This is a genomic window from Fulvivirga lutimaris, assembly GCF_009711525.1.
GTDB classification, from domain to species: Bacteria; Bacteroidota; Bacteroidia; order Cytophagales; family Cyclobacteriaceae; genus Fulvivirga; species Fulvivirga lutimaris.
In genome coordinates this window covers 1-26,345 of sequence record NZ_SMLV01000384.1, presented here as the reverse complement: position 1 = coordinate 26,345, position 26,345 = coordinate 1, and the positions used below count along the sequence as shown (strand labels likewise).

28 protein-coding genes are annotated in these 26,345 nt (G+C 38.1%); 25 read left to right on the top strand and 3 right to left on the bottom strand.

The features are described 5' to 3' along the window. The 22 genes from E1140_RS21485 to E1140_RS11785 form a co-directional block, all read left to right on the top strand. Positions 1-917 (top strand): hypothetical protein (locus tag E1140_RS21485; RefSeq protein ID WP_185153547.1); only part of this gene is annotated, 917 nt, incomplete at its 5' end. Next, positions 917-1,450, top strand: a complete 534-nt coding sequence (locus E1140_RS11885) for a DUF1697 domain-containing protein (RefSeq protein ID WP_185153546.1) — start codon at positions 917-919, stop codon at positions 1,448-1,450. The genes E1140_RS21485 and E1140_RS11885, both read left to right, overlap by 1 nt. A 3-nt stretch (positions 1,451-1,453) precedes the next feature. Beyond that, a complete protein-coding gene (locus E1140_RS11880) occupies positions 1,454-1,993 on the top strand; it encodes a YfiT family bacillithiol transferase (RefSeq protein WP_155183705.1) in 540 nt (179 codons plus the stop codon). Between the two features lie 6 nt (positions 1,994-1,999). Continuing rightward, positions 2,000-3,553, top strand: coding sequence for a sensor histidine kinase (locus E1140_RS11875; RefSeq protein ID WP_155183702.1), 1,554 nt, complete (start codon positions 2,000-2,002; stop codon positions 3,551-3,553). Between the two features lie 6 nt (positions 3,554-3,559). Further along, the gene (locus E1140_RS11870; RefSeq protein WP_155183699.1) at positions 3,560-4,243 is read left to right on the top strand and encodes a response regulator transcription factor; all 684 of its coding nucleotides are present in this window, start codon (positions 3,560-3,562) and stop codon (positions 4,241-4,243) included. A gap of 127 nt (positions 4,244-4,370) precedes the next feature. Then, entirely contained in the window at positions 4,371-4,811 is a 441-nt protein-coding gene (locus tag E1140_RS11865) for a hypothetical protein (protein WP_155183696.1), read from the top strand. 39 nt (positions 4,812-4,850) lie between these two features. Next, a complete protein-coding gene (locus tag E1140_RS11860; protein WP_155183694.1) occupies positions 4,851-5,825 on the top strand; it encodes a beta galactosidase jelly roll domain-containing protein in 975 nt (324 codons plus the stop codon). A gap of 74 nt (positions 5,826-5,899) precedes the next feature. Further along, positions 5,900-7,678, top strand: a complete 1,779-nt coding sequence (locus tag E1140_RS11855; RefSeq protein WP_155183691.1) for a tetratricopeptide repeat protein — start codon at positions 5,900-5,902, stop codon at positions 7,676-7,678. A 61-nt stretch (positions 7,679-7,739) separates the two neighbouring features. After that, the gene (locus E1140_RS11850; RefSeq protein ID WP_155183688.1) at positions 7,740-8,516 is read left to right on the top strand and encodes a sterol desaturase family protein; all 777 of its coding nucleotides are present in this window, start codon (positions 7,740-7,742) and stop codon (positions 8,514-8,516) included. Next, the gene (locus tag E1140_RS11845) at positions 8,516-8,929 is read left to right on the top strand and encodes a hypothetical protein (RefSeq protein ID WP_155183685.1); all 414 of its coding nucleotides are present in this window, start codon (positions 8,516-8,518) and stop codon (positions 8,927-8,929) included. Before E1140_RS11850 ends, E1140_RS11845 begins: the two co-directional genes overlap by 1 nt. A 62-nt stretch (positions 8,930-8,991) precedes the next feature. Next, positions 8,992-9,432, top strand: a complete 441-nt coding sequence (gene msrB / locus E1140_RS11840; protein ID WP_155183683.1) for a peptide-methionine (R)-S-oxide reductase MsrB — start codon at positions 8,992-8,994, stop codon at positions 9,430-9,432. Between the two features lie 5 nt (positions 9,433-9,437). Next, on the top strand, positions 9,438-10,337 hold the full coding sequence (locus tag E1140_RS11835) for a cation diffusion facilitator family transporter (protein WP_155183679.1): 900 nt from the start codon (positions 9,438-9,440) through the stop codon (positions 10,335-10,337). A 242-nt stretch (positions 10,338-10,579) separates the two neighbouring features. After that, the gene (locus E1140_RS11830; RefSeq protein WP_343034238.1) at positions 10,580-11,305 is read left to right on the top strand and encodes a sulfite exporter TauE/SafE family protein; all 726 of its coding nucleotides are present in this window, start codon (positions 10,580-10,582) and stop codon (positions 11,303-11,305) included. A 20-nt stretch (positions 11,306-11,325) separates the two neighbouring features. Beyond that, positions 11,326-12,201, top strand: a complete 876-nt coding sequence (locus tag E1140_RS11825; protein ID WP_155183672.1) for a pirin family protein — start codon at positions 11,326-11,328, stop codon at positions 12,199-12,201. A 319-nt stretch (positions 12,202-12,520) separates the two neighbouring features. After that, a complete protein-coding gene (locus E1140_RS11820) occupies positions 12,521-13,495 on the top strand; it encodes an endonuclease/exonuclease/phosphatase family protein (protein WP_246202851.1) in 975 nt (324 codons plus the stop codon). An 84-nt stretch (positions 13,496-13,579) separates the two neighbouring features. Beyond that, on the top strand, positions 13,580-13,963 hold the full coding sequence (locus E1140_RS11815; RefSeq protein WP_155183666.1) for a VOC family protein: 384 nt from the start codon (positions 13,580-13,582) through the stop codon (positions 13,961-13,963). Between the two features lie 88 nt (positions 13,964-14,051). After that, on the top strand, positions 14,052-14,507 hold the full coding sequence (locus tag E1140_RS11810) for a MaoC family dehydratase (protein WP_155183663.1): 456 nt from the start codon (positions 14,052-14,054) through the stop codon (positions 14,505-14,507). Positions 14,508-14,510: 3 nt separating this feature from the next. Beyond that, entirely contained in the window at positions 14,511-15,482 is a 972-nt protein-coding gene (locus E1140_RS11805; protein ID WP_155183661.1) for a GSCFA domain-containing protein, read from the top strand. A 55-nt stretch (positions 15,483-15,537) separates the two neighbouring features. Continuing rightward, positions 15,538-17,790 (top strand): thioredoxin domain-containing protein, encoded by a 2,253-nt coding sequence (locus tag E1140_RS11800; protein WP_343034236.1) that lies wholly within the window; start codon positions 15,538-15,540, stop codon positions 17,788-17,790. Between the two features lie 6 nt (positions 17,791-17,796). Further along, a complete protein-coding gene (gene priA / locus E1140_RS11795) occupies positions 17,797-20,307 on the top strand; it encodes a replication restart helicase PriA (RefSeq protein ID WP_185153545.1) in 2,511 nt (836 codons plus the stop codon). A gap of 81 nt (positions 20,308-20,388) precedes the next feature. Further along, positions 20,389-21,000: a hypothetical protein gene (locus E1140_RS11790; RefSeq protein ID WP_155183658.1), complete on the top strand. Its 612-nt coding sequence runs from the start codon at positions 20,389-20,391 to the stop codon at positions 20,998-21,000. Between the two features lie 19 nt (positions 21,001-21,019). After that, complete coding sequence (locus tag E1140_RS11785; RefSeq protein WP_221412685.1) at positions 21,020-21,682, top strand: DUF6048 family protein; 663 nt, start codon at positions 21,020-21,022, stop codon at positions 21,680-21,682. Positions 21,683-21,688: 6 nt separating this feature from the next. On the opposite strand, the gene surE is transcribed toward E1140_RS11785, so the two are convergent. The 3 genes from surE to E1140_RS11770 are packed head-to-tail and all read right to left on the bottom strand — an operon-like array spanning position 21,689 to position 24,315. After that, positions 21,689-22,459, bottom strand: a complete 771-nt coding sequence (surE, locus tag E1140_RS11780; protein WP_155183651.1) for a 5'/3'-nucleotidase SurE — start codon at positions 22,457-22,459, stop codon at positions 21,689-21,691. Beyond that, a complete protein-coding gene (locus E1140_RS11775; RefSeq protein ID WP_155183648.1) occupies positions 22,456-23,094 on the bottom strand; it encodes a hypothetical protein in 639 nt (212 codons plus the stop codon). The genes surE and E1140_RS11775 overlap by 4 nt, the downstream gene beginning before the upstream one ends. A 3-nt stretch (positions 23,095-23,097) precedes the next feature. Next, entirely contained in the window at positions 23,098-24,315 is a 1,218-nt protein-coding gene (locus E1140_RS11770; protein WP_155183708.1) for a bifunctional 3,4-dihydroxy-2-butanone-4-phosphate synthase/GTP cyclohydrolase II, read from the bottom strand. A 157-nt stretch (positions 24,316-24,472) separates the two neighbouring features. On the opposite strand from E1140_RS11770, the gene E1140_RS11765 reads away from it, so the two are divergent. The 3 genes from E1140_RS11765 to E1140_RS11755 all read left to right on the top strand — a co-directional run. Continuing rightward, complete coding sequence (locus tag E1140_RS11765) at positions 24,473-25,054, top strand: YdeI/OmpD-associated family protein (RefSeq protein ID WP_155183645.1); 582 nt, start codon at positions 24,473-24,475, stop codon at positions 25,052-25,054. 87 nt (positions 25,055-25,141) lie between these two features. Next, a complete protein-coding gene (locus E1140_RS11760) occupies positions 25,142-25,654 on the top strand; it encodes a hypothetical protein (protein ID WP_155183641.1) in 513 nt (170 codons plus the stop codon). 2 nt (positions 25,655-25,656) lie between these two features. Then, on the top strand, positions 25,657-26,345 hold a 689-nt coding region (locus E1140_RS11755; protein WP_155183638.1), incomplete at its 3' end, for an alpha/beta hydrolase.

The following is a 26,345-nucleotide window of genomic DNA, read 5'->3' as shown; positions in this document are numbered from 1 at the left end:
TTGTACTTAAGATATTTGTGCCCACAGGTGCCTTTATACTTTATGTGCCTTTAATAGTCAATTGCATTATTATTCTGCTTTCTTGTTTGAAACAAAAAGCTGAAGATTCAAATGCTCCATTCTTAATCATTGTTATTCCATTACTGCTCTGGGTGCCTTTTGTTTATTTCCTCTTTGTGGTCTTTAGTTTCTCAATACCATATGCTTCAGCATTTTTTGTGCTGATCCTTATTCCTTATTTAGTGCCTTTAATGAAGTGTTGGGCTCAGCTTAACACTTACTTCATCCTGATATTGGGTGTATTCATGGTAGCATTATCATTATTCATAGGACAACTTACCTCCTCTCCTTCTGATGAGTACCCTCAGCAAACTTCTCTATTTTATGGGGTAGATTTAGACGCAGAAAAGGCCTTTTGGTTTTCACGACAAGAAACTAAAGATGAATTCATTTCTCAATATATAAGCAGTAATGAAAAAGGCAGCATTAATGAGATATACCCTGCTTCAACCAGTGAATACTGGAAAGAAAAGGCCCCTTCAATTTCTTATAATAGTGGTAATATTGAAATAATTTCTGACACAACTATCAATGAAACTAGAAGCCTTGAAGTCAAAGTGATTCCCGGCAAAGGAGTGACATCCTTTGAATTGATTTTAGATGAGGGAAGTATTTTAAAGGTAGACGATAGAGAAGTCAGCGGCTCTAACATCATTTATCTAAACTATTTTGGTCCGCAGTCAAATGGCTGTACCATCAAAATAGAGTCTTCCGAAGATCACTTAAGTGCGATATTTATAGAATCAAAAATGGGGATTGATAAAAGCTTATTTATTCATGATCTGCCATCAGACCATATATTTGCACCAGGTTATATGAGTAACAATATGCTTATCAAACAAACCATAGAGTTATAATGAATAGATACATCATCCTTCTTAGAGGTGTTAATGTTAGTGGTTCTAACATTATAAAAATGGCAGATTTAAAAACAGCACTCCAAAGTTCAGAAGATTTTGCTGATGTGGTAACTTATATCCAAAGTGGCAACATAGTTTTATCAAGCAAGCTAGGAGCTCAAGAGGTTGAAGAAGCCATTCATAAACTTATTCAAACGCAATTTGGGTTTGATGTGCCTGTGCTTGCCATTCAACCTGATTATTTGAAACAAGTCTTAGATAACAATCCATATGACAAGGAAGATGATAAAAAGCAGTATTTCATGTTTCTATATGCTGATCCAGAGGTTGATATTAATTCGGTGATCAACGCTGCTGATTATCCGAATGAAGGATTTCAATTAGGTAATAAGGTCATATACTTCTACTTTCAGCTAGGTGCTGGTAAAGCTAAGTTGAGTAACAACGCCCTTGAAAAAAAATTGAAGGTAACTGCAACTACGCGCAATAGAAATACCGTTAAAAAGCTCATTGAATTATCAAACTCATAAAATATGGATTTAGAAGCTCTACGTTACCCTGTAGGAAAATATCACTACCCTGATACTGTTAGTGATCAATTAAAAAAAGAATGGATCAATGATATCACAACCTTTCCGGAGAAGCTCGCAGCAGTTGTAAAAGGTTTAAGTGAGGAGCAATTGGAATGGCATTACAGACCTGACGGCTGGACTATCAGACAAGTAGTGCACCATTGCGCTGATAGTCACTTGAACGCTATCATAAGATTTAAACTGGCATTAACCGAAGACAATCCAACTATCAAGCCTTATCTGGAGCACCTCTGGGCCAAGTTATCCGATGTGCAAAATGACATTGATGATTCATTACAAATACTAACTGGGCTCCACAAAAAATGGACTACAATAATTACCAACTTAACTGAGGATGAATTAGCTAGAACCTATATTCACCCAGAGCACGGCAAAACCTTTAATCTGAAATTTACAATTGGTATGTATGCATGGCACTGCAGGCATCATTATGCTCATGTACTTCAAGCCATTGAACATAAAGGCGATTTCAATTCATAAAGGACAATGAACACTACGAGAAGAATAGGTCTGATTCTGTTGCTGATATTTCTACTACCAGCCCTATTCTTCTCTGCCTACGAAATAACCACCCTTAATCGAGATGAGGCAACAATTAAGGAGATTTATGAAAAGCAACTAGAGGCGATTCTGTTTTCTGCCAATCAATATTCAGATGATATTTTAAACAGCTGGATTTCTAAGATCGAAAAAGGAATTGAAATTGATAGCAATGAAGAGGCGGTCAAGGAAGTTAAAAATCTAATGCTGCTTAATGAATCGATTATTAATATTTTTAAATACGACACATTAAGTAAGAAGCTCGAGTGGTTTAGTAAAAACATTCCTGACGATTCTGTGGAACTTGCAGGGGCCTACCCCATTGTTGAAAACAGCAAGCCCATTATTAAACAGCTGATCGAATTTGAAAAAAGTGGGTTTCAGAAGGTAGAGGCTCTAAGACTAAACACCGTTGAGGATTATGTAGCCTTAATGTTCAAACCAAAAAAACGACCTGAAGAAGCGCAGATAATTGGTATTGTGGTTAACCCTGCCTTTTTCATCGAAGACATACTCGGGCCTAAACTGCAACAAATTGCTCAGGATAAATTTGCCATTTCTGCAGGGCGTGTTGATGTTGGGCGCGTAGTTTACGCCACTTATGACTCTTCTTATCAGGCGCAGGTTCAGGAAATAATGATTAAAGATTTATGGCTGCTACCTAACTATTATTTAGGAATAGGTACCAAAGGAACCTCCATTGAAACCATTATTAGTGAGAGGACAACCACCAACCTGTACCTTATTCTTTCTTTAGACCTTATATTGATCCTTGGAGTGGTTTTAGTGTTTAGAAATGTGAAGAAAGAAGTGCAACTCGCTCAAAATAAATCTGAATTTATATCAAATGTCTCCCATGAGATACGGACACCGTTGGCGCTCATCAGCATGTTTGCTGAAACATTAGAAATGGGCCGTGTGCCCAGTGAGGAAAAGAAAAATGAATACTATTCTATTATCAGCAAAGAAACTCAGCGACTAACCAATATTGTAAATAAAATACTCAACTTCAGCCAGATGGATGCCAGCAAAAAAGAGCTGAACTTCAAGCCAATGAGCCTGACAGAATTGGTAAATGAGGTGTTAAACACTTACGAGTTTCATTTGCAACAGCAGGGTTTCACCCTTATCTCCCACACTGATGAAGAAGTAGCAATCAATGGTGATAAAGAGTCTATAATGGAAGTTGTAATCAACCTTATTGACAATGCCATTAAGTACAGTGAAAATGACAAACAAATAGAAGTTGCCATATCACAATCTCAGGGTTTTGCCTTATTGTCGGTTAAAGATAGCGGGGTTGGTATTCCAAAAAATATTCAGAAGCAGATTTTCGAAAAGTTTTATCGTGCACCAACAGGTGACCTGGCTAAAAAGCAAGGGACGGGACTTGGTTTGGCATTAGTGAAACAAATTGTTGACCTTCATCGTGGTAAGATAGAAGTGAAAAGTGATGAAGGAAAAGGTTCTACTTTTATTATTCATTTACCTGTATCTTAAACTATTATGGCAAACATTCTTATTGTAGAAGATGAACCTGCAATGCAGCTAGGACTTAAGGATAACCTGCAGTTTGAAGGTTACAATGTAACCATCGCTTCTGAAGGGCAGGCAGGTCTTGATAAAATTCTTTCCAACCAATTCGACCTTGTGCTACTTGATGTTATGCTTCCTAATATGAGTGGGTTTGACGTTTGTAAAAACGCCAGAGCAAAAGGCATAGATACACCTATTATACTTCTGACAGCCCGTGGCGAGGAAATTGATAAGGTGGTAGGTCTGGAATTAGGTGCGGATGACTATATGACCAAGCCCTTTAGTGTAAGAGAGCTACTAGCTCGCATCAAGGCGAACCTAAGGCGCACAGGTGCACTTTCTAAAAAAGATGAAAGTATAAGCTTTGGTAAACTCACCATTCAGTTTGATGCCTACAGTGTGAGCTCAATAGATGATGATGACATAAAATTATCACATAAGGAGTTTGAGATCCTTAAATACTTGTATGAGAATAAGAACAAGGTTGTTTCCAGATACGACCTTTTAGAAAAAATCTGGGGTTATGATGAGCAGCCTACCACAAGAACTGTGGACAATTTTATTGCACGCTTACGCCAAAAAATTGAAGAAGATCACAACCATCCTAAGGTCATTCTTACTGTTCATGGCGTAGGTTATAAGCTTCTAACCTGATTTTCACACACTTTACATGACTTGTTACAATTTGTTACAAACCTTTACCGAGGTGTGACATCATTGACATGCCTCCTCCCGTTTTTTGCATTGTAATCGATAATTAAAAACACAAAACAACAACGTCATGAAAACTCAAAAAACAATTTTAGCAACATTAGCCATAGTATTGGCAAGTACGTTCTCATTTGCTCAAACCATTAACAACAATTCAGAGGTTAGGGTATTACCACATCACGAAAGCGGACTTTTACGTCTACTTTACAGCGGGGAGAATCAAGAATTAGTAACGGTGAAATTTTACAGTGGTAATGCCCTCCTTTTTAAAGACAAGGTTCAAGCCGACAAATACGAAAAAGGATTTATCAAACATTATGATCTTCGTAAATTAGGCACTGGCGACTTTAAAGTAGTTGTAGAAACTGCAGGTAAGTCTACAGGTTATGCTTTCAACATTGACAGAGAAGACAAAATCTGGGCTGAGTACTGGAATAACTACACTTCTAGAAGCAACAGTATTGCCAAACTTGAAAAAGAAAATAATGCAATACTTGTAAGCGGTAACTAATATTTTGTTTGACCTTTTCAACCTTAAACTAAAATACAATTGAGAAAACCATTTTTAATTATATACCTAATGGTTATGTTTTCGCAGCTCTCCAATGGCCAGTTGATTGACCTCAACGGCCGTTGGAAGTTTGCGATTGGTGATCAACGCAACTGGTCTAACAGATATTTTGATGATAGCAAATGGGACGAGATTAGAGTTTCAAGGCCTTGGGAAGATCAGGGCTATCATGGGTTTGATGGATTTGCATGGTACAGAATTCAATTTGACGGCAATAAGCTGGACAAAGACCAAAGCTTCTATCTCAATCTGGGCTATATAGATGATGCAGACGAGGTATATATTAATGGTGAACTAATAGGTTTTTCGGGTTCGATGCCCCCCCAGTTCAAGTCTGCTTTCAACTCGGAAAGAAAGTACGTGATCCCAAAATACCTTATAGATTATAATGGCTCAAACACTATTGCAGTACGTGTCTATGACGCAACACAAGCCGGAGGTATAGTAGATGGAGATGTTGGCATCTATGCTGTTTCTTCTATTACTCCCATGTATTTAGATCTCAGAGGTATTTGGGACTTTTCTATTAGCAGAAATGGCAGTAAACCATCAGCTGATACTGAGTGGGATCGTATTCTAGTTCCTGCACATTGGGAGCAGCAGGGCTATAGAAGGTATGATGGATATGCATGGTATAGAAAAACCTTTACCCTAACTAAAGAAATGTATGAAGATGAGCTAATTCTAATCCTTGGTAAAATCGATGACTTCGATGAGGTTTATATCAATGGGAAACTGGCTGGTCAAACCCGTGATAACAGAAGGGTTGGATCAAGTAAGTCATACTCACAATATCGGATCTACTATATTCCAAGAGTACTGCTTAAGGCTGACGGGCCAAATTTAATTGAAGTACTGGTAGAGGATATAGGTCTTGATGGAGGAATCTATGCCGGACCAATAGGAATCACCACCAAAAAATCCTTTGATAAAATGTCTAACCAATTCCATTAGGCAACCTTTTTTGAAAATCTTGGTAGAATATAGCTTAAAGCTCATTAATTTTACTTTTCCCAATAAAGATTTTCATGCATCAGGTTGCGGTACAAAAAATTGTAGTTGCTCTTTTACCCTTTCAAGACCTTACTGAAAAAGGTGAACTAAATTATTTTCTTCAGGGTCTGGTAGACGATCTTATTGTGGATCTTTCCAGATTTAACACGCTGAATGTAATATCACAGCATACCACTGCGCAGCTTGACCCTGACAAGAATTATGATCTCATTAAATCTTTAAATGTCGATTATCTGATCAAAGGAAGCTTTCGATCATTCAATGAAAAAATAAGGTTCAATATTCAGCTAATCAATGCTTCTGATCGCGGTGTGGTTTTCGCAGGTAAACATGAAGAAACATATGAAAGCCTTTTTGAACTTTATGATACCATAGCACAGCAGATAGTTAGTGTTATTGAGCAGCAGATTAATATCAACCTGCTACAGGCTGCCACCAAAAAGCCGGCTTCAAAATTGGAGACTTATGATCTATGGCTGAAGGGAATGAATGAAATTAAAAAAGGTGGTATTGAAAATGATCTGAAAGCCAGAGAATACTTCGAACAGGCCTTAAAAATTGACCCAACCTATGCCCGGGCATATACCGGCTTATCACTTTCTCATTTCAATGAGTGGAGCTGCCAGCTATGGTCCAGGTGGCAAATTAGTAAAGAAGGGGCGCATGACTATGCATTGAAGGCAGTAGAGCTAGACGAAAATGATTATATAGCGCTAACTGTACTTGGCAGAACTTATATTTACCTCAGGGAATATGAAAAAGCGGAGTATTGTCTTTTCAAAGCTGTCCAGATCAACAGCAATGATGCGGATAACTTAGCCATGATCGCATCAAATTTGATTTTTGCTGGTCAAATTAAAGAGGCTGAGAAGTTATATCTCAAAGCCTTGGCTCTTAATCCACTTAACCCTGATGAATATTACTCATTAGGTGCTTTATTGTATTTAGAACTAAATCAATTTGAAAAGACAATTGAACTTGCGAGCCAGCTAAAAAAGGAAGCTGCCTGGGTAGACTTTCCTGCCTACTTAGGTGCTGCCTATTATCACCTAAATGATCTTGAGAATGCAGAAAAATGCTGGCAGAAATATCTTGAGAATTTCGAAAGTAAGATCAACGCCAATAGCAGCGATTTACAATTAGATGCAACTTCCTGGACTCTGGAAGTTAACCCATTTAAAAAACGGTCTCCATTGCACTCTTTTATAGAATATATTGGCAAGAGACCTGTTTCTAACATTTCCAATGAATCTGATAAAGTTAGCGGCAATTTATTTATTGCTGATAATAACATTTGGGAGATAAGCTACCAAAACAAAAAAATCATTATCCCAAGTATTAAAGGCTTATATGACATCGCTAAACTTATATCAAATGCTAATACTCCCATATCCAGCATGGATTTAATGGGATCACAGGTGTCAGAAAAAGGAGTTGATGTGATTGATCAAAGAGCAAAAGTCGAATATCAGCAAAGACTGAGAACCCTGCAGCTGCAGATTGATGAGGCCAAAGAATCATCTGACAATGACTTGTTAGTAAAGCTCGAAGACGAATACGATGCCTTGCTGGAATATCTTTCAGGAGCAATAGGGTTAAGTGGTAAATCCAGAAAAACTGGTGGTAGCCAAGAAAAAATAAGGTCCGCTGTAACCTGGAGAATAAGAAGTGCTATCAAAAAAATAAATGAAGCCCACCCAGAATTAGCCCGTCACCTTAAAAATTCCATAAAAACAGGAACCGAATGTCTCTACCAACCCGAAGAAAAGATTGAGTGGATGGTGCTGGATTAAAGGCAAACTTCCACTGTAAGTTCAAAACTTACGCCTATGGGGTAAACAAATAACAACAAACATGGAATCATTACCAACACCATTAGAATTACTACTGGACCCCGTTTCATTAATCATTATTGCCATATATGCAGCACTGTATATATGGGAATCCGCATTTCCTCGACAGCAATTTCCAAAAATAAAATATGCAACATTAAGAGGAATTGCCGCCTTTGGAGTATTCTTTTACTTAAGCTCCTATCTTCCAATATTTACAGATGGCTATTTAGCAAGCTTTCAAGTGGTTGATCTATCAGCATTGAACACTGCTTTACAAGTTGTGATCGGCCTATTCTTCTATCAGTTTCTGCTGTACTTCTGGCACTATGCTATGCATAAGTCCGATCGTTTGTGGAAGGTTTTTCATCAAATGCACCATAGTTCGGAAAAATTGGATATTCCTAGCACCTACTACTTTAGTCCAATGGATATGATAGGTTTTACATTATTGGGTAGCCTATGCTTTGCACTGATTATTGGCCTTTCTCCAGAAGCCATTACCATTGTGTTAATCACGCTTAATTTCCTAAGTATATTCCAGCATGCAAATATCAAAACGCCACAATGGGTAGGTTATATAATTCAAAGACCCGAGCAACATGCCGTTCATCATTCTAGGGGTGTACATAAGTACAATTATTCGGACTTCCCTATTTACGATGTCATTTTCGGAACCTTCAAAAACCCAAAGGACTATCAAGGTGAAGCTGGCTTCCATGATGGAGGATCTGGGCAAGTAATAGATATGCTGTTATTTAAAGACATTGCTACAAATTATAAAAAGTCAAAACAGTAATGAAAAGTCATTTTGAACTCTCAGATCAGCAATTCGAAACAGAATTTGCTTCCCTTATTCTCAACCCTTCACTTTTTACTCATGAAGCTCATTTGAGGCTGGCTTATATTCACATCAAAAAATATGGGCAATCTATGGCTGCAGAGAACATCTGCGGTCAGATTAAAGCCTTTGATCAACACTTCGGTGATGGTACTAAGTTTCATATGACCATCACTGTAGCTGCTGTTAGAATGATGAATCATTTTATGAATAAACAGAAGGGTTTAAGCTTTAAAGAATTAATAGAAACTTATCCAAGGTTAATTCATTCTTTCAAAGAGTTGATATACCAGCATTATAGCTTCAATGTTTTTACAGATAGTGAAGCCAGAATAAAGTATCTTGAGCCAGACCTGCAAGAATTCAGTTAAAGGGCTACTGCCATATAAAAACTAATTCGTGATTGCCACTGTTATCTTCTAAATTAGCAATCATGAATTGGGAAGACGTAATTAATTATGCCAAAAAAGGGGCGCCAGCACCTAGCAGAGAGGTTAAAAAAACTGAGCAAGAGTGGAAAGACCAACTCACTCCAGAACAATACAGAATAACCAGGCTTAAGGGCACAGAGAGAGCATTTACAGGAGAACTCTGCAATGTTTATGACGAAGGAAAATATGAATGCATTTGCTGCGGTGAACCTTTGTTCGATTCTTCCATCAAGTTCAATTCATCATCAGGGTGGCCAAGTTTTACTGAACCCATAAAAGATAATGCCATAAAGTATGAGGTAGATAAATCCTTTGGGATGACTCGTGTTGAAGTGATGTGCAATGTTTGCGATGGGCATTTAGGCCACGTGTTTCCTGATGGACCCAAACCCTCAGGCCTGAGATATTGTATCAATTCTGAATCTATTAAATTGAGTAAATAGCAAATATGGCTGAGCATCATCACGACCACGGCCATCATCACAACCATCATGGAACAGGCAATATAAAAGTTGCCTTCTTCCTCAATCTGGCATTTACCATCATCGAGATCATTGGTGGGCTTTTCACCAATAGTATGGCTATCTTATCTGATGCACTCCACGATCTTGGAGATAGCATTTCATTGGGACTATCCTGGTATTTTCAAAAAGTGTCGCAAAAACATAAAGACAAAAAATACTCCTATGGCTACAAGCGCTTTTCATTGGTTGGTGCGCTGGTAAACTCAGTCATTTTGTTTGTCGGAAGCATCTTTATCTTAACAGAGACCATTCCCAGAATTTACAATCCTCAAACACCGGATGCACTGGGCATGATTTGGCTGGCCGTATTGGGTGTAATTATCAATGGTGCTGCGGTATTTCGATTAAAGAAAGGTGAATCTATTAATGAAAAAGTAGTTAGCCTGCACCTACTGGAAGATGTTTTGGGCTGGGTAGCCGTCCTTATAGGAGCGATTGTTATGTACTTTTATGATCTTCCTATTATTGATCCTCTCCTGTCTCTGGGCATTGCCTGTTTTATTCTTTTTAATGTTTTTAAAAACCTCAAATCAGTATTTAAGATTATAATGCAAGGAGTGCCGCAGGATACCAATCAAAAGAAAATAAAATCCTTTTTGGAAGATCTTGATGGTGTAGAAAACATTCATGACTTACACATTTGGTCTATGGATGGGCAATATAATGTACTAACCGTGCACATAGTAACACAAGAGAACCTGCAAATGGAAGCTTTGGTACCACTTAAACAAAAAATACACAAAGAGTTAAAAACTTATGGCATCAACCACGCTACCTTGGAATTTGAGACTAAAGATGAGAAATGTGTACTGGAGGATTGTTAGCAACTAACATGACGGAAGTCATGACTAATTGATTCTCTTAACACTACCTTTCCAAAAAGAATAAAAACCTTTTTTTAACGTCATCCTGAGCCCTCTTACAATTATAATGTTTTTAAAAGAGGGCGTGAGGACCTCATTATAGTTTAATGAGATTCCTACGGTATTTGTGTATTTACAATACCCAAATGCCTCTGAATGACGGTTTTTATTATTTTTATATGAAACTCAGATATAGAACTTAAGTGAAAATCAATTTCATCTTTTTATTACTGGCCTTAATGGCCGAAATCATTGGTACTGTTGGCGGCTTTGGCTCTTCGGTATTCTTTGTCCCTATTGGTAACTTCTACTTTGATTTTTACTCCGTGCTGGGGCTAACAGCGATATTTCACCTCTCAAGCAACCTGAGCAAAATATTCCTCTTTAAAAAAGGCCTCGATAAAACCCTACTGATTTACATAGGCATACCATCGGTATTGTTTGTTATAATAGGTGGCTACCTGTCTAAGATGGTGAGTAGTTCATTTCTTGAAATATTCCTGGGTATATTTTTAATAGCCCTAAGTTTATTATTCCTTATTAAGAAAGACCTTGTTATTAAAGCCAGCAAAAGAAACTCCATTATTGGTGGTAGCTTATCAGGGCTCTCTGCAGGATTACTTGGCACTGGAGGTGCGATTAGAGGACTTACTATGGCAGCCTTCAGTCTTGAAAAAAGTGTATTTATTGCCACCTCTGCATTTATTGATTTTATGATAGACTTCTCCAGAACCTTTGTCTATTATCAAAATGGATACATCCATAACCATGACCTCATATATGTACCCTTCCTTTTTGTTATAGGAATAGTTGGCACCTATGCAGGCAAAAAGATATTAAGATTTATCCCTCAAGATTCTTTTAAAAGGCTTTCATTAATTTTAATACTACTGATAGGAGTTGTAACCATTGTGAAAATATTGTGGTAGTATCAAACTAATTTAAACTTATGTCGAATACAGATTTAATTATTGAAGAGCGCAGCCGTGACATCGGAGATTTTATGGTAGGCCGTCTTATTCCCTTTAGAAAAAAGAGAATGATAGGTCCATTCATTTTTATTGACCACATGGGGCCGGCAACCATTGGCAATGGAAAATATATGGATGTAGACCAACATCCGCATACTGGGTTATCAACTCTTACCTACATGCTTGAAGGTGAGATTGTTCATAAAGACAGCGTGGGCTCAGATCAGTTGATTACTCCCGGATCAGTAAATTGGATGACGGCCGGCAAAGGAGTAACTCATACAGAGCGCACTCCAGAACACAAAAGAATAGCTGAAACCTCTACGGTTCATGGTTATCAGATATGGGTGGCACTGCCTAAGCACCTTGAAGATATGGAGCCTTCCTTTCACCATGTAGATGCCGATCAACTGCCTCATTGGAAAGATGGTAAAACAGAATTTAGACTGGTGGCTGGTGAGGGGTTTGGTAAAAAGTCACCTGTACCTGTACATTCCGAATTGTTTATGGTGGAAATCAAGACTGATGAAGATTACGCATTAGACATCAACGGGCAGCTAGAAGGCGAAATAGGAATTTGCATTGTGGAAGGCAGCATACAGGCCTGTGAGCATCATGTGGAGGCCGGCAACATGCTGGTTTCTAAAATTGATAACCAATGTGCCATAGAAATAAAGGCTGGTTCACACCTTTTGCTTTTTGGCGGCCAACCCTTTGAAGAAGAGCGGTTCATCTATTGGAATTTTGTAGCTACCAGCAAAGAAAAATTAGAAGAAGACAAGCAACGATGGCGAGACAAGCAATTTCCTAAAGTAGAAGGTGATGATAGCTATGTGCCTTTGCCGGGAGAATAAAGAAATGAAAATTTAAAATGGCTCATCGTTGGTGTACACTTGAGAAGGGAGAAAACTTTGATGTGCAAAGAGATGTTTATTGTGGTCACTAATTTTAGAATATTCTGAATCAGAAAAACAAATGTAATCTTGTAAGCAAATAGTAAATTATATTATTATTAATGGAAATGATAATACTTCATAATTAAATAACAGAAGGTCTGATATGCTAATTGTAATTATTACATGCACAGTACTAGTCCTACTGGCTACGGTTTTACCCCTATCTAAACATTCTCATTGGATTGTTAGATCTATGGACTTTCCCCGATTTCAAATTTTGATCTTTACGTCAGCCTTGTTGCTGGTCATTATTCTTTTTCTAAACGAACCACTACCAATTACTTCAATTCTAATTTCTGCGACTGCACTTTGTTTAATTTGGCATTTATGGTGGATTTTACCTTATACCCCCTTATGGCCAAAAGAGGTCCAATATTGTAATAAATTCGATCCAGAAAAGTCGCTAAGCATTCTTTCATCTAATGTACTTACACCAAATCGCAACACCACGGCTTTAATAAAATTGGTAAAAAAGTACCAGCCAGATGTTCTTGTAACATTAGAATCTGATCAATGGTGGCAAGATCAGCTTAAGGAATTAGAATCTGATATGCCATTTACAGTTAAATGCCCCCTTGACAACCTCTATGGCATGCACCTCTATTCTAAATTGCCACTGCATGACCAGGAAATTTCATTTTTAGTTGAAAAGGATGTCCCTTCCATACACGTGTCCTTAGAACTAAGAACAGGTGATAGGGTTCGCATACATTTTGTGCATCCAGCACCGCCTAGTCCTACAGAAAACACTGAGTCAGCAGAGCGAGATGCGGAGTTAATCATTGTTGCAAGAAGTGTTAAAAACAGTAATCAACCCGTGATAGTTGCAGGTGATCTTAATGATGTTGCATGGTCTTCAACAACTAGATTGTTCCGTAAGATTAGTGGTTTACTGGATCCGCGTATAGGCAGAGGTATGTTCAATACCTTTCATGCAAACTATCCAATACTTAGATGGCCACTTGATCACTTGTTTCATAGTGATCATTTCACGCTAAATTCCATACATCGACTACCTTCCATTGGGTCTGATCATTTCCCACTATTTGCATCATTATCATATACCCCTATTAAGGGTGTTAGCCAAAATGGCCTTGAAGCTGACTTTGAAGATTATGACAGAGCAATAGAAATTGCAGATGAAAAGGGAGTATCTAAGGGAGATGTGCCTGAACCTAATGAGAAGAATTGACAATAAATTACCAATGATAGAAAAGCTGGAAAGCAATTTAAGAGGAATATATTATTCTTGTTCATACCAAAACACATTGATTAAATGACTTTAAACCAAATTACCGTTCCCTCTTTAGACCTTTCAAAGTCGATACCGTTTTATCAGAAACTCGGATTAAAATTGATTGTAAAAGCTTTGCCTCATTACGCAAGGTTTGAATGTCCTAATGGTAACTCCACTTTTTCATTACACCAAGTTGAAAAGTTGCCTTCAGGTGATGGAATTTATGTTTATTTTGAATGTGAAGATTTAGATACTCATGTAGCCAGTCTAGCAGAGAAAGGAATTGAATTTGATGAAATGCCCACTGACAAAAGGTATTTGTGGCGTGAAGCCCGACTGAAAGATTTAGATGGAAATCAGCTGATATTATTTTATGGTGGAGAGAACAGGTTAAACCCTCCTTGGCGAATTAGCGAAGCTTAAAAGCTTTGAGTTTAGCCTAGCCACCAACATTCCTCAATAAAAACTTGTAACAACTCCCCTCACCTATTACTTTCACAAAAAAAGAATTATGATCGTAATAAGTAGCTATAAAGAATTTGAAGAATGGTTAGGTAAGGAAATGGGCGTTTCTGAATACCACAAAATCACCCAAGACCAGATTAACCTATTTGCAGATGCCACGCTTGACCATCAATGGATACATACCGATGCAGAACGTGCCTCACAAAGCCAGTTTGGCAGCACCATCGCCCATGGATATTTAACACTATCCATCACCCCTCATTTGTGGAAGCAAATTGCAGACATAAGAAATACCAAAATGATGATCAACTATGGTATTGAGAAGATGAAATTTAACCAGGCCGTAACTGTTAATAGTGAAGTGCGTCTTAAGGCTAAATTAGCTTCCCTTATGGACTTGAGAGGCATTACTAAAGCGCAACTGGATATTGAATTGGAGATCAAAGACAGTAAGAAGTCGGCTTTTACAGCTACTTTGGTTTTCCTTTACCATTTCAATTAAGACATGTTTCGCACCGAGTTGCATATTGAGCCTTCTACCAACAAGATAGGGCTTCATACACCTATACTCACCATAGGTTCATGCTTCTCTGATAATATTGCCAGCAAACTTTCAGACCATAAAATGAAAGTGCTGACCAATCCTTTTGGTACGGTTTATAACCCCATCAGCATTTTTAAACTTTTGGGAAATGCTTGCAAAAATGAGCGTCCAAAATCATCTGAAATTGTAGAAAATGATGAGCTTTTTGCTCACTATGATTTCCATTCTTCATTTTCAAAAACCAGTAAGGATGAACTCATTGCGTCCATCAATAAGTCCATTGATGACACTCATGCATTTCTGAAGAAAACTCATTATCTGATTATTACTTTCGGCACAGCCTTCGTATATGAAACCACTTCAACGGCCGAAGTAGTAGCCAATTGTCATAAGGTACCGGCCAAAAATTTCATTAAAAAGCTGCTGACACAAAAACAGATTTTAGAAGCTTTTGAAGAGGCTTATCAAAGGCTCATTGATCTAAATCCTGACCTGAAGATTATTCTTACTGTTTCCCCAGTGAGACATATCAAAGATACTATCCCTTTAAATAGTGTTAGCAAATCAACACTACGACTGACCTGCAATACTTTGGAAAACCAATATGATAATGTGGATTACTTCCCTTCTTATGAGTTGGTCATGGATGACTTGCGTGATTATAGATTCTACAAATCAGATATGCTCCACCCCTCTACCGAAGCAGAAGAATATATCTGGAATAAGTTTGCATCAACCTATTTTAATGCCCAGACTCAAAGCTTCATTAAAGAATGGTCTAAAATAAAAGCCGCTATTCAACATCGGCCTTTTAATCCAAACTCAGAAAAGCATCAGCAGTTTATTAAAGCGACTATTAAAAGAATTGAGGCGCTGCCACAAGAAATCTCTTTCTCTAAAGAGCTTGAAACGCTAAGGAATCAGCTGATATAACAGGGCATTATACCTGGAATGATTGTCATTTTGAAACCCTATTTGAGGGCGATAAATGTCCAAATGGATCAAGGAGAATTCTCACTTCATTGGTTTCGGTTTCGAAGAGACGATAGAGTTTATTGTATTTCCTACTCATGGAAAATATCTTAAGAAATTAATGGCTCTTGACAGCATTTACCTTCAATACTTGGTAGTTTTACTATTGATGCGCAACACCATAATATTATTATTTATCGGCCTATCTTTTAACTGTTCTAGAAACAAGGAAACAGACATGCAAACTGAACATAAAACACCTAATCACCTTATTGATGAAACAAGTCCTTACCTTCTTCAACATGCCTACAATCCTGTAGAGTGGTATCCCTGGGGTGAAGAAGCCTTAGAAAAAGCAAAAAAGGAAGATAAACCAATCTTAGTAAGTATTGGTTATTCATCGTGCCACTGGTGCCACGTTATGGAACGCGAGTCTTTTGAAAATGACTCCATTGCAGAGATCATGAACAAGTACTTTATCAACATTAAGGTGGACCGTGAGGAACGTCCTGATGTCGATCAAATCTACATGGATGCTGTGCAGGCAATGGGCGGCAATGGTGGTTGGCCTTTAAATGTTTTTCTCCTGCCTGACCAAAAGCCATTTTATGGTGGCACGTATTTTCCGCCTTCTGGCTGGACACAGCTCTTGCAAAATATTGAAGTGGCTTTTAGAGAAAGGCGGAGCGAGTTGGAAGGTGCAGCCAATACTTTAACAAATGCCCTGTCCTCCAGCGATCTGGAAAAGTACAACCTGAATCCTGAAAAATCAGAGTTTCAATTGAGTGAAATTGACAGCATGTATACAGTTCTTTCTAAAAGATTTAACACCACACTCGGTGGCATGGATAGAGCTCCAAAGTTTCCTATGCCCGGCAGCTGGCAATTTCTCTTGAATTATTATGCTATCTCTAAAAATGATAAAGCACTTGCTCAGCTTGAATTAACCCTGGACGAAATTGCCAAAGGCGGAATTTACGATCAGGCTGGTGGTGGCTTTGCACGCTACTCGGTAGATGCCGAATGGCTTGTTCCACATTTCGAGAAAATGCTTTATGACAATGGGCAGCTAGTAAGTTTATATTCCAATGCTTATAAATTAACCAAAAGCCCACTTTACAAAAGTGTGGTGTATCAGACAATAGACTGGCTTAAAAGAGAAATGACTGATGCCTCTGGTGGTTTTTATGCTGCACTGGATGCCGATAGTGAAGGCGTTGAGGGCAAATTTTACGTATGGACGAAAGAGGAGTTTGATAAAGTCGTTGGGGAAAATGCTCAAATAATGGGAGCATATTATAACATTTCTGAAGAAGGCAATTGGGAGCATGGTAATAACATACTTCACAAAAAGCTCTCAGATCAGGAGTTTGCAGACAATACTGGAATAACATTAGAGGAACTTGATCAATTGATAAATGAGACCAACAGTCTCCTTTTGTCAAAACGAACAGAACGCGTGCGTCCTGGTTTAGATGACAAGGTGCTTGCGTCCTGGAATGGCCTGATGATTCAAGGATTAGTAGATGCATATGAAGCCTTTGGAGAACAAGAGTTCTTAAATCTTGCCTCTACCAATGCTAATTTCATCGTAGACAAGATGATAATAGATGGTCAGCTAAAGCGCACTTTTAAAAATGATAAGGCTACAATAGATGCCTATCTTGAAGATTACGCTTTTGTTATTCAGGCATTTACATCACTTTATCAGGCCACTTTTGATGAAAAGTGGCTCGGACATGCTAATGACTTAATGAGCTATGCCAATGCTAATTTCTTCGATGCCAAGGAGCAATTCTACTATTTCACTGACAATGAATCTGAGGCTCTTATCGCCAGGAAGAAAGAAGTTTTTGATAATGTAATTCCAGCTTCAAACTCTCAAATGGCCATTAACCTTTACGTTTTGGGTACACTCCTTGACCATGAAGACTATCTCAAAAAATCAAAGCACATGTTATCGTCAATGTCCTCTTTGGTTTTGGAAGAGCCTAATTATACTTACAATTGGGCCATTCTATATGAAATGATGGCTTATGGAAATGCAGAGGTAGCCATAGTGGGTAATGATGTTGAACAAATAAGAGCCAAGTTTGCTCAACATTTTTATCCTTTCAAATTATTAATGGGTACCACTACGGAAAGTCAGCTGCCTTTAATGGAGTATAAATCAACACTCAATGATAAGACTACGATTTATGTTTGCTACAACAAAACATGCAAATTGCCAGTCAATAGTTTTGAAGATGCCCTTAAACAACTAAAGTAGTCTTTCTTGAGCCAACTGGAATTAAATAGTAACGCGGAAGAAGCACGTCACACTTACTTTGTGGATGTAATTCTGCCTGTTCCTATTCCAAAAATGTTCACCTACCGTTGTCCTGTTGACCTTGAAGAGTTTTTACAGATTGGCGTCAGGGTTATTGTTCAGTTCGGGCACAGAAAGGTGCTTACAGGTATTATTGGTAAAGTACATGAGCGTCCACCTGAAAAGTATGAGGCCAAGTACATACTTGATGTCCTAGATCAATCGCCAGTGGTTTATCCGCAGCAGCTTAAGATGTTCCAGTGGATTGCCGAATACTACATGTGCACCTTAGGCGAGGTATTAAATGTAGCCTTACCTTCAGGACTAAAACTTAGCAGTGAATCACATGTGCAGATCCATCCAGATTTTGACATGTATGAGTCTGTTTATGACTTTTCTGACAAAGAAGAGCTACTCATTGAGATCCTTAATAAAAACGAATCCCTTAGCTATAGCGATATTGGCAAAGCACTTCAGCAGAAAAACATATTCTCTATTCTCAAGTCATTAGTGCAAAAAGACGCCATAATTATTTATGAAGAGATAAGAGAAAAGTACAGGCCTAAGAAAGAGAAAAGAATCAGGCTTAATAGCGAATATTTAAAGGAAGGAGCTTTAGAAACTGTTTTTGAAGCCTTATCCAAAAAGCCGAAGCAAGAAGAAGTTTTGCTCTTTTACCTCCAGCAGATTCCGATCTACAAACAGACAAAGCTAAATGAACAGGGTGTCGCTAAAAGTACAATAGCTGCTGACTTATCAGCATCAGCCATTAAGACGCTTACAAAAAATGGAATTTTAGAAGAATTTGAGATTACCATTTCCCGTTTCCCAGACGATGAGCAAGAAACCAAGCCTGTACAGCTTACCGAGATTCAGGAGAATGCCAAGTCTGAGATTATTGAAAATTTCAAGACTAAAGATACTGTACTGCTTCATGGTATAACCGGAAGTGGTAAAACAGAGATATACATTAGCCTAATAGAAGATGCTCTTGCTGGTGGTTCCCAGGTGCTTTATCTGTTACCGGAAATTGCGCTTACAACGCAAATTGTTACCCGTTTGAAAAAGGTATTCGGCAATCAGCTGGGTGTTTATCATTCTAAGTTTTCTGACAATGAGCGTGTAGAAGTATGGAATGGCGTGCTATCCGGCAGATATCAACTGGTGCTTGGTGTGCGCTCATCAATTTTTCTGCCGTTCGATAACCTCGGACTTATTTTAGTTGATGAAGAGCACGAGTCGTCTTACAAGCAATATGACCCAGCCCCGAGATACAATGCAAGAGATGTAGCACTTTACATGACCTCAATACATCACTGCAAAGTGCTACTTGGTTCAGCAACACCATCATTAGAGTCATTTTATCAGGCTAAAAGTGAAAAATATGGATTGGTAACATTAAACAAGAGGTATGGCAATGCCACCCTCCCTGACTTCATTGTTGCTGATATGATTAAGGAAGCTAATAAAAAGTTGCTCAAAGGTGAGTTTTCATCAGTGCTTCTAAAAGAGCTGCAAGCCTCATTAGACAATGATGAGCAAGCCATCATTTTTCAGAATAGAAGAGGATACTCACCTTATATAAGTTGTCAGCAGTGTAGCCATATTCCTAAGTGCACAAACTGTGCGGTGAGTCTTACTTATCATCAATTCAAGAAAGAGCTGATCTGTCACTATTGCGGTTATAAAGAGAAGATGCCCAATGCATGTGAAGCTTGTGGTTCTACATCGCTGCAAACTATAGGTATTGGTACCGAAAAGCTAGAAGAAGAAATTGCCTTGTTGCTTCCTGATTCTAAGGTACAGCGAATGGATCTTGACACGACCAGAAGTAAAAATAGCTATGAGAGAATTTTAAAAGACTTCGAAAACAAGGAAATAGATATTCTCGTGGGCACCCAAATGGTAAGTAAGGGTCTTGATTTTGATCATGTAAACCTGGTGGGCATTTTTGATATTGACAGAATGCTGCACTTCCCTGATTTCAGATCTTACGAGCGAACTTTCCAGCTTGCTACACAGGTAAGCGGCAGGTCAGGACGAAGAGAAAAGAAGGGCAAAGTGGTAATACAGTCAAAAGCTCCTGATTTAGTAATTATTAAAGACATTATAGAAAACAATTTCACTGCATTCTATGAAAGAGAAATTAACGAGCGAGAGATTCACAGATTTCCCCCTTTCACTCGATTAATCAGTGTAATGATCAAGAATAAAGATGCTCAGCTATCAAGAAGGGCCGCACAAAGGCTATCGAACATACTTATAGAGCAATTGGGTGCACAGCGAGTTTTAGGGCCTCAAGAGCCTGTTATTAACCGAATAAGGAACGAATATTTGATGGAACTGCTTATCAAACTTGAGCGCGGAACAATTGATTTAAAAAAGGTAAAAAGCATTCTCCAAAGTGCTGCAAATGAGATTCTGGAGGAGAAGGATCTCAAATCTTCTCGCATCATTTTTGATGTTGATCCCTACTAAACAATTCTTATCTCAAAGTGTCGTTAACTTTGAATTATGAACATAGGACTTTAAACCATTATCTTTCTATTTTTGCGGCCAATGAAAAATGCAGGTTATCTGATAATATCAATCTTTTTAATCTCTCTGGCAGTGTTGAGCTGTGCCGAGGAGGAAGAAGAGTTAGAAGGTGTTGAAGCTATAACTTCTGTCAGGTTCATTGATAACGATAGTCTCGCATCGCTGAATGCTACCAAAAGCAGTAAGAGTGCTTCTGTTGCAACAATTGAAGCCCGTATTACTGCTATTGATGCAGACCCAAATAAAGGGGCCCTATTAGAAGAAAAAGATTCACTTAATAAAGTGAAATCAACCCTTAATGAGGAAATAAAAACACTTAACACCTTAATTACTAATGTTAATAGTGGTCTGGCAGAAGTATCAAGCATTAACAGTATTCCACCTTATGTTAAGGCTAAGAAACTCCACACTTTGTATTTAAATAGTAATGATACGCTTAGTAGATATTCGATTATTATTTATAACAGACTGGATACTCTTGATTTGGTCTATGATCAGGAATTTCAATATGTTGAAAATCAGTTGAAGGTTATAGCCCGTGGAGTAAGGGTCAATTATCACAGCTATGATTCTGTAACTGTCTCATGTAAAAATTGTTTAAGTCACGATGCGCAACTTACAGTTTACTTTTAGTCTAGTTTTATGCCTTAGTGTGAGCAGTCTCATGGCTCAGACTGATTCTACTGAAGTAGTAGATTCAAAGCCGCAGACAGCTGTAAAAAAAGCTCAACCCGACTCTGTAGAGTCTGTGAAAATAGTGGTAAGGTCAGGTCCGCAAATTTATCTTGACTATGGCAAACTCTTACTTCGTGCCACGGAGTTCGAATCCAAATTTGAGGCAGGGGTAGCTTACACTTTTGGTTTTAGAGTTCAGCCAAACTTTCAATATGGTATGGCTACACTTGAACCCGCAACCGCCATTGAAAATGGAGAGTATAAATCAGAAGGAAGCTATTGGAGAGTAGGTATTAATTACATCATCCCTTTTGATAATACCAACACATTTTTTGCAGGTGTGAAATACGGGCAATCAAAATTTGAAGACTCAGGTTCTTATCTGATAGAAAGCGAATATTGGCCTAACTACACAGACGGTTTTGAACGTAAGAATTTAGAAGCAGATTGGTTTGAACTTGTTTTTGGTTCAGAAAAGAAAATGACAGACAACATCCTTATTGGCGGAATGTTTGGAGTCAGGTTCATCTACGAAAGATCTAAGGAAGAATTCATTGATATTTATGCCATTCCAGGGTACGGAAGAACCACAGACAAGAGCACTCCATATGTGAATTTATATTTCAAATACCGCTTTTAGTCTCTACTAAAAGTCCCACTCTTCATTTAAGTGAATAATGGCATGGTGCGCAGTTAAGTCATACTGACAAGGTACGACAGACACATAATTATTGGCAATGGCCCACTCGTCATTATCCTCACCTTTGTCATGATTAACAAAGTTACCTGCCATCCAGAAATATCTTCTTCCATGGGGGTCAAAGCGCTGATCAAAATCTTCTTGCCAGCTAGCATTAGCTTGACGACAAATCTTTATTCCCTTTATCGATTCATTGCGCTTGGGAGGAAAATTGACATTTAAGGCCACTCCTTTTGTTAATCCCTTTTCCAACACGTTTCGAGCTATCTGCTTAACATACTCGCCTACATGAGAAAAATCAGCATCACTTGAGTAATCGCACAATGAAAAACCAATAGCTGGAAAACCTTCCATTGCACCTTCAATGGCCGCTGACATAGTGCCACTGTATAATACACTGATCGAAGTATTGCTACCATGATTAATACCGCTAACTACCAAATCTGGTCTAATATCTTTCAAAACAAAGTGTTTGGCAATCTTTACACAGTCTGCTGGCGTTCCACTACATTCGAAAGATTTAATGTCTCCAAAAATATCACTCGCTTCTAGCCTTAGGGTATTACCAATGGTTATGGCATGTCCCATTCCGCTTTGCGGGCCATCAGGAGCTACAACCACAACATCCCCCAGTTCCTTCATCAACTCAACAAGAAATCGAATACCTTTTGACGTTATACCATCATCATTAGAAACTAGGATCAGGGGTTTGCTCATTTTATTTTTTTGTCTTCTTTCTTCTCGAAAAGTGAATTATAATACGCTACCACTCTAACAATATCTCTTCTTCTATCAGGACGTATTCTATTAGCTTTCATATATTTCTTTATCTCAGAGTTTCTATCTCTAAGCATATGTATCAAATCCTTTTTTGATCCAAAATACCGTTGAATTTTTCCATCCTCTTTCAGAAAATAATAAGTAAAGTCTAACTCAAGCCTGCTATAAGTACCCGCCATGGCATAAGGGTTTGATACCACCTTATATTCAATTTTCTCACGGCATAATAAAGTCATGGGCCTTCCTGCCTCAATAACTTCGAACATCAAAGGCGTTTCATAATCTCCACTAACCGCATAAGGCAGTGCATAAAATTCACGGTATCTGTTTATTGTTCTATCAAAGATTTCAAAGTAAAGTACCTTTTTAGCAGACAGCGCTATTCCTGTCTTTAGGTTATCACGACTATATTCTACTATATCAGTTTCCTGGCTGTATTTCACCTGACCGGATAATGTATCTCCTTCCAGCAAAACTATCTTACCATCATGCCAAATTTCAGAGGGAAACTCTTGAGCAGTAGCATTGCCTGCAATAAAAAAAGATATGAGAATGAAGAGCCTTTTTAGCACGTATTACTTTTTAAGAATTTGGTGACCCATCTTATCTCTTTTGGTTTCGAGATAATATTGGTTATGCTTATTTGGTGCAATCTCTATGCCGATATTGTCAACAATTTCTAAACCATAGCCAATCAAACCTACACGTTTCTTAGGATTATTAGATATCAATTTTATTTTTCTTATTCCTAAATCTCTAAGAATTTGAGCTCCTACACCATAATCACGTTGATCCATATCAAAACCTAATTTCAAATTGGCCTCAACAGTATCCATTCCTTCTTCCTGAAGCTTGTAAGCTTTTAATTTATTAACAAGACCTATTCCCCGGCCCTCTTGGTTCATGTAGATAACAACGCCCTTGCCTTCTTTCTCCACCATTTCCATGGCACCATGTAGCTGTCCGCCACAATCACAGCGGCAAGAGCCAAAAATATCACCAGTAACACACGATGAGTGAACTCTAACCATAACAGGCTCATCCTTTTCCCAGGTACCCTTTACTAGTGCAATATGGTTCTCGCCAGAGTTTGTCTGCTTATAAACATGCATTTGGAAATCACCGTGCTCTGTAGGCATTTGAACATTATCAACCTCCTTGGTAATTAAACTCTCCTTTTCGATACGATATTTTATCAAGTCTTGAATAGAAACAAGCTTAAGATCAAATCTCTTGGCAACATGCACTAAGTCAGGGAGTCTGGCCATGGTGCCATCTTCATTCATTATTTCAACCAACACACCTGCAGGCCTAAATCCGGCAAGCCTGGCAAAGTCAATGGCTGCTTCTGTATGTCCGGCCCTCCTAAGCACCCCTCCTTCTTTAGCACGCAATGGAAATATATGACCTGGCTTGCCAAGCTCATCAGGGTTTATTTCAGGATCAGCCAATGCTTTTATGGTTTTAAATCTGTCGTGAGCAGAAATACCGGTAGTACATCCATGACCAATTAAGTCTACTGAAACCGTAAAAGGCGTTTCAAATGCGGCAGTATTTTTACCCACCATTAACTCTAATCCCAGCTCTTCACACCTTTCCTCTACAATCGGAACGCAAATCAAACCACGACCATGAGTTGCCATGAAGTTTACAATTTCCGGAGTAATGCACTCTGCAGCACAAATAAAGTCTCCCTCATTTTCTCTATCCTCATCATCTACTACAATGATCACTTTTCCATTCCTTACATCTTCTAAGGCTTCTTCAATGGTATTCAACTTAATTTCCTGCATGGCTTTTATTAAAATCTGGCGCAAAAATAGGCCATTTGAATTAGTATATGAAACTTGCTTTGGTACTCAACAAACATATTAATGTTGATGTTCGCAAAGCTGTAAATATTATGTATATCCTCTGATAATTTTTAAATTGTATTTCAAATTCAAAATTATGATTAAAACGTTTGCAGACTATCTCAATAAACATAATTCTTACAGTGACGAGCTAAAAGCACTAAGAAAGATTGTGTTGGATTGTGACCTAAAAGAGACCATAAAATGGGGCATTCCTGTATATACTACTGGTGGTAAAAATGTATTAGGTTTAAGTGCTTTTAAGAGCTATTTCGGGCTTTGGTTTTATCAAGGAGCTTTAATCAATGACACTCATAAAAAATTGATCAATGCACAAGAAGGAAAAACCCAGGCTATGAGGCAGTGGCGGTTTGAAAGTATTGATGAGATTGATCCTGAGCTGATAAAAAAATATATACTGAACTCAGTTGAGAATTTCAAAACTGGTAAGGAGATAAAACCTCAAAAAAAGCCATTGATTATTCCTGATGAATTGAAGGAAGCAATGGCTCAGGATAGCGCATTAAGTGAAGCATTTGATAGCTTAACTTTGACTTACAGGCGAGAGTTTGCTGAATATGTAGGAGATGCAAAAAGGGAAGAAACTCGTAAAACCAGATTAGAAAAGGTTGTTCCTATGATTAAGGAGAAGAAAGGGCTCCATGATAAGTACAGATAGTTTGTTGACCGACCATTTCATACCACTGGCATAAAATTATAATCATAGTTCAACAGCAAACTTTAAATTGAAAAGAAACAGATTTTTATGAAATACCTATCAACCCTACTTTTATTATGTTTTGCTATGACAGTAAGCGCTCAGGCCAAATACGATATCAAGAAGCCTTTTACCGATGAAAAGCTGGCTGTATTTGAAACAGTAGTTAAATTATTTGATGGCATGCGTGCTGGAGACAGCAGTATGGTACACAGTGTTTTTAGAGACAATCCTGATATCTTCACTTCATCAAACAATGCCGAAGGCAAGCTCATGCTGCATAGAGGAGAACTTCAAAAGTTCTTAACAGCTGTCGGCACACCACATGATGTGATCTATGATGAGCCTATCTGGGATGTAAAAATTGAGATTGATGGCAATCTTGCAATGGTCTGGTCACCTTATGCTTTTTATGCTGGCAAGAACTTTAGTCACTGTGGTGTTGATGCCTTCTTGCTCAATAAAGATGAAGAAGGCTGGAAAATATTTCATCTCACTGATACCCGTCAGAAAACTGGATGTAATGTTCCTGAATCTATAAAAAAGGGAAGGGATAAATAGTCATGAATAAATATATGCGCTTTCTTTTCCTAATTCTTCCTTGCATTTCAATCAGTGTTCAAGGTCAGGAAAATAATGTCATTGAGTATATGAACCTTTCATATTTAAATGCTGAAAGTCTAGAAAATGATAGCCTCCAGAAACTTAATTTGACATTACCTAAAAATCAAAAGAACGTTCCGTTACTGATTTGGATCGGAGGTGGAGCATGGTCTTATGTTGATCGAAGTCAGGAAATGTCACTTGCAAGAAAGCTGGGTGAAGCTGGAATAGCAGTTGCGTCTATCGGTCATAGATTAAGTCCGGCTACTTGGAAAAATCCCAATTTTGATAAGGGGATCCAACACCCAAAACATATTGAAGACATAGCTTCAAGCGTAAAATGGCTTCATGATCATGCAATTGAATATGGATATGATCTAAATAATATTTTTATTGGCGGATACTCATCAGGGGCACACCTGGCGTCCCTAATAAGTCTTGATAATTCTTACTTGAATATGTATGGTTTGAAACCATCAATTTTTAAAGGGATAATATCCATATCTGGCACTTATGATTTAGTAGACTATAACAATGCCTTTCTTAATGGGAGCAGGCCAGAGCTATCAGACTTACACGTTAAAAAAGTGTTTGGGCAAAGTGAAAATGATTTGATTGGTGCATCACCAATTACATACATAAAGAACTT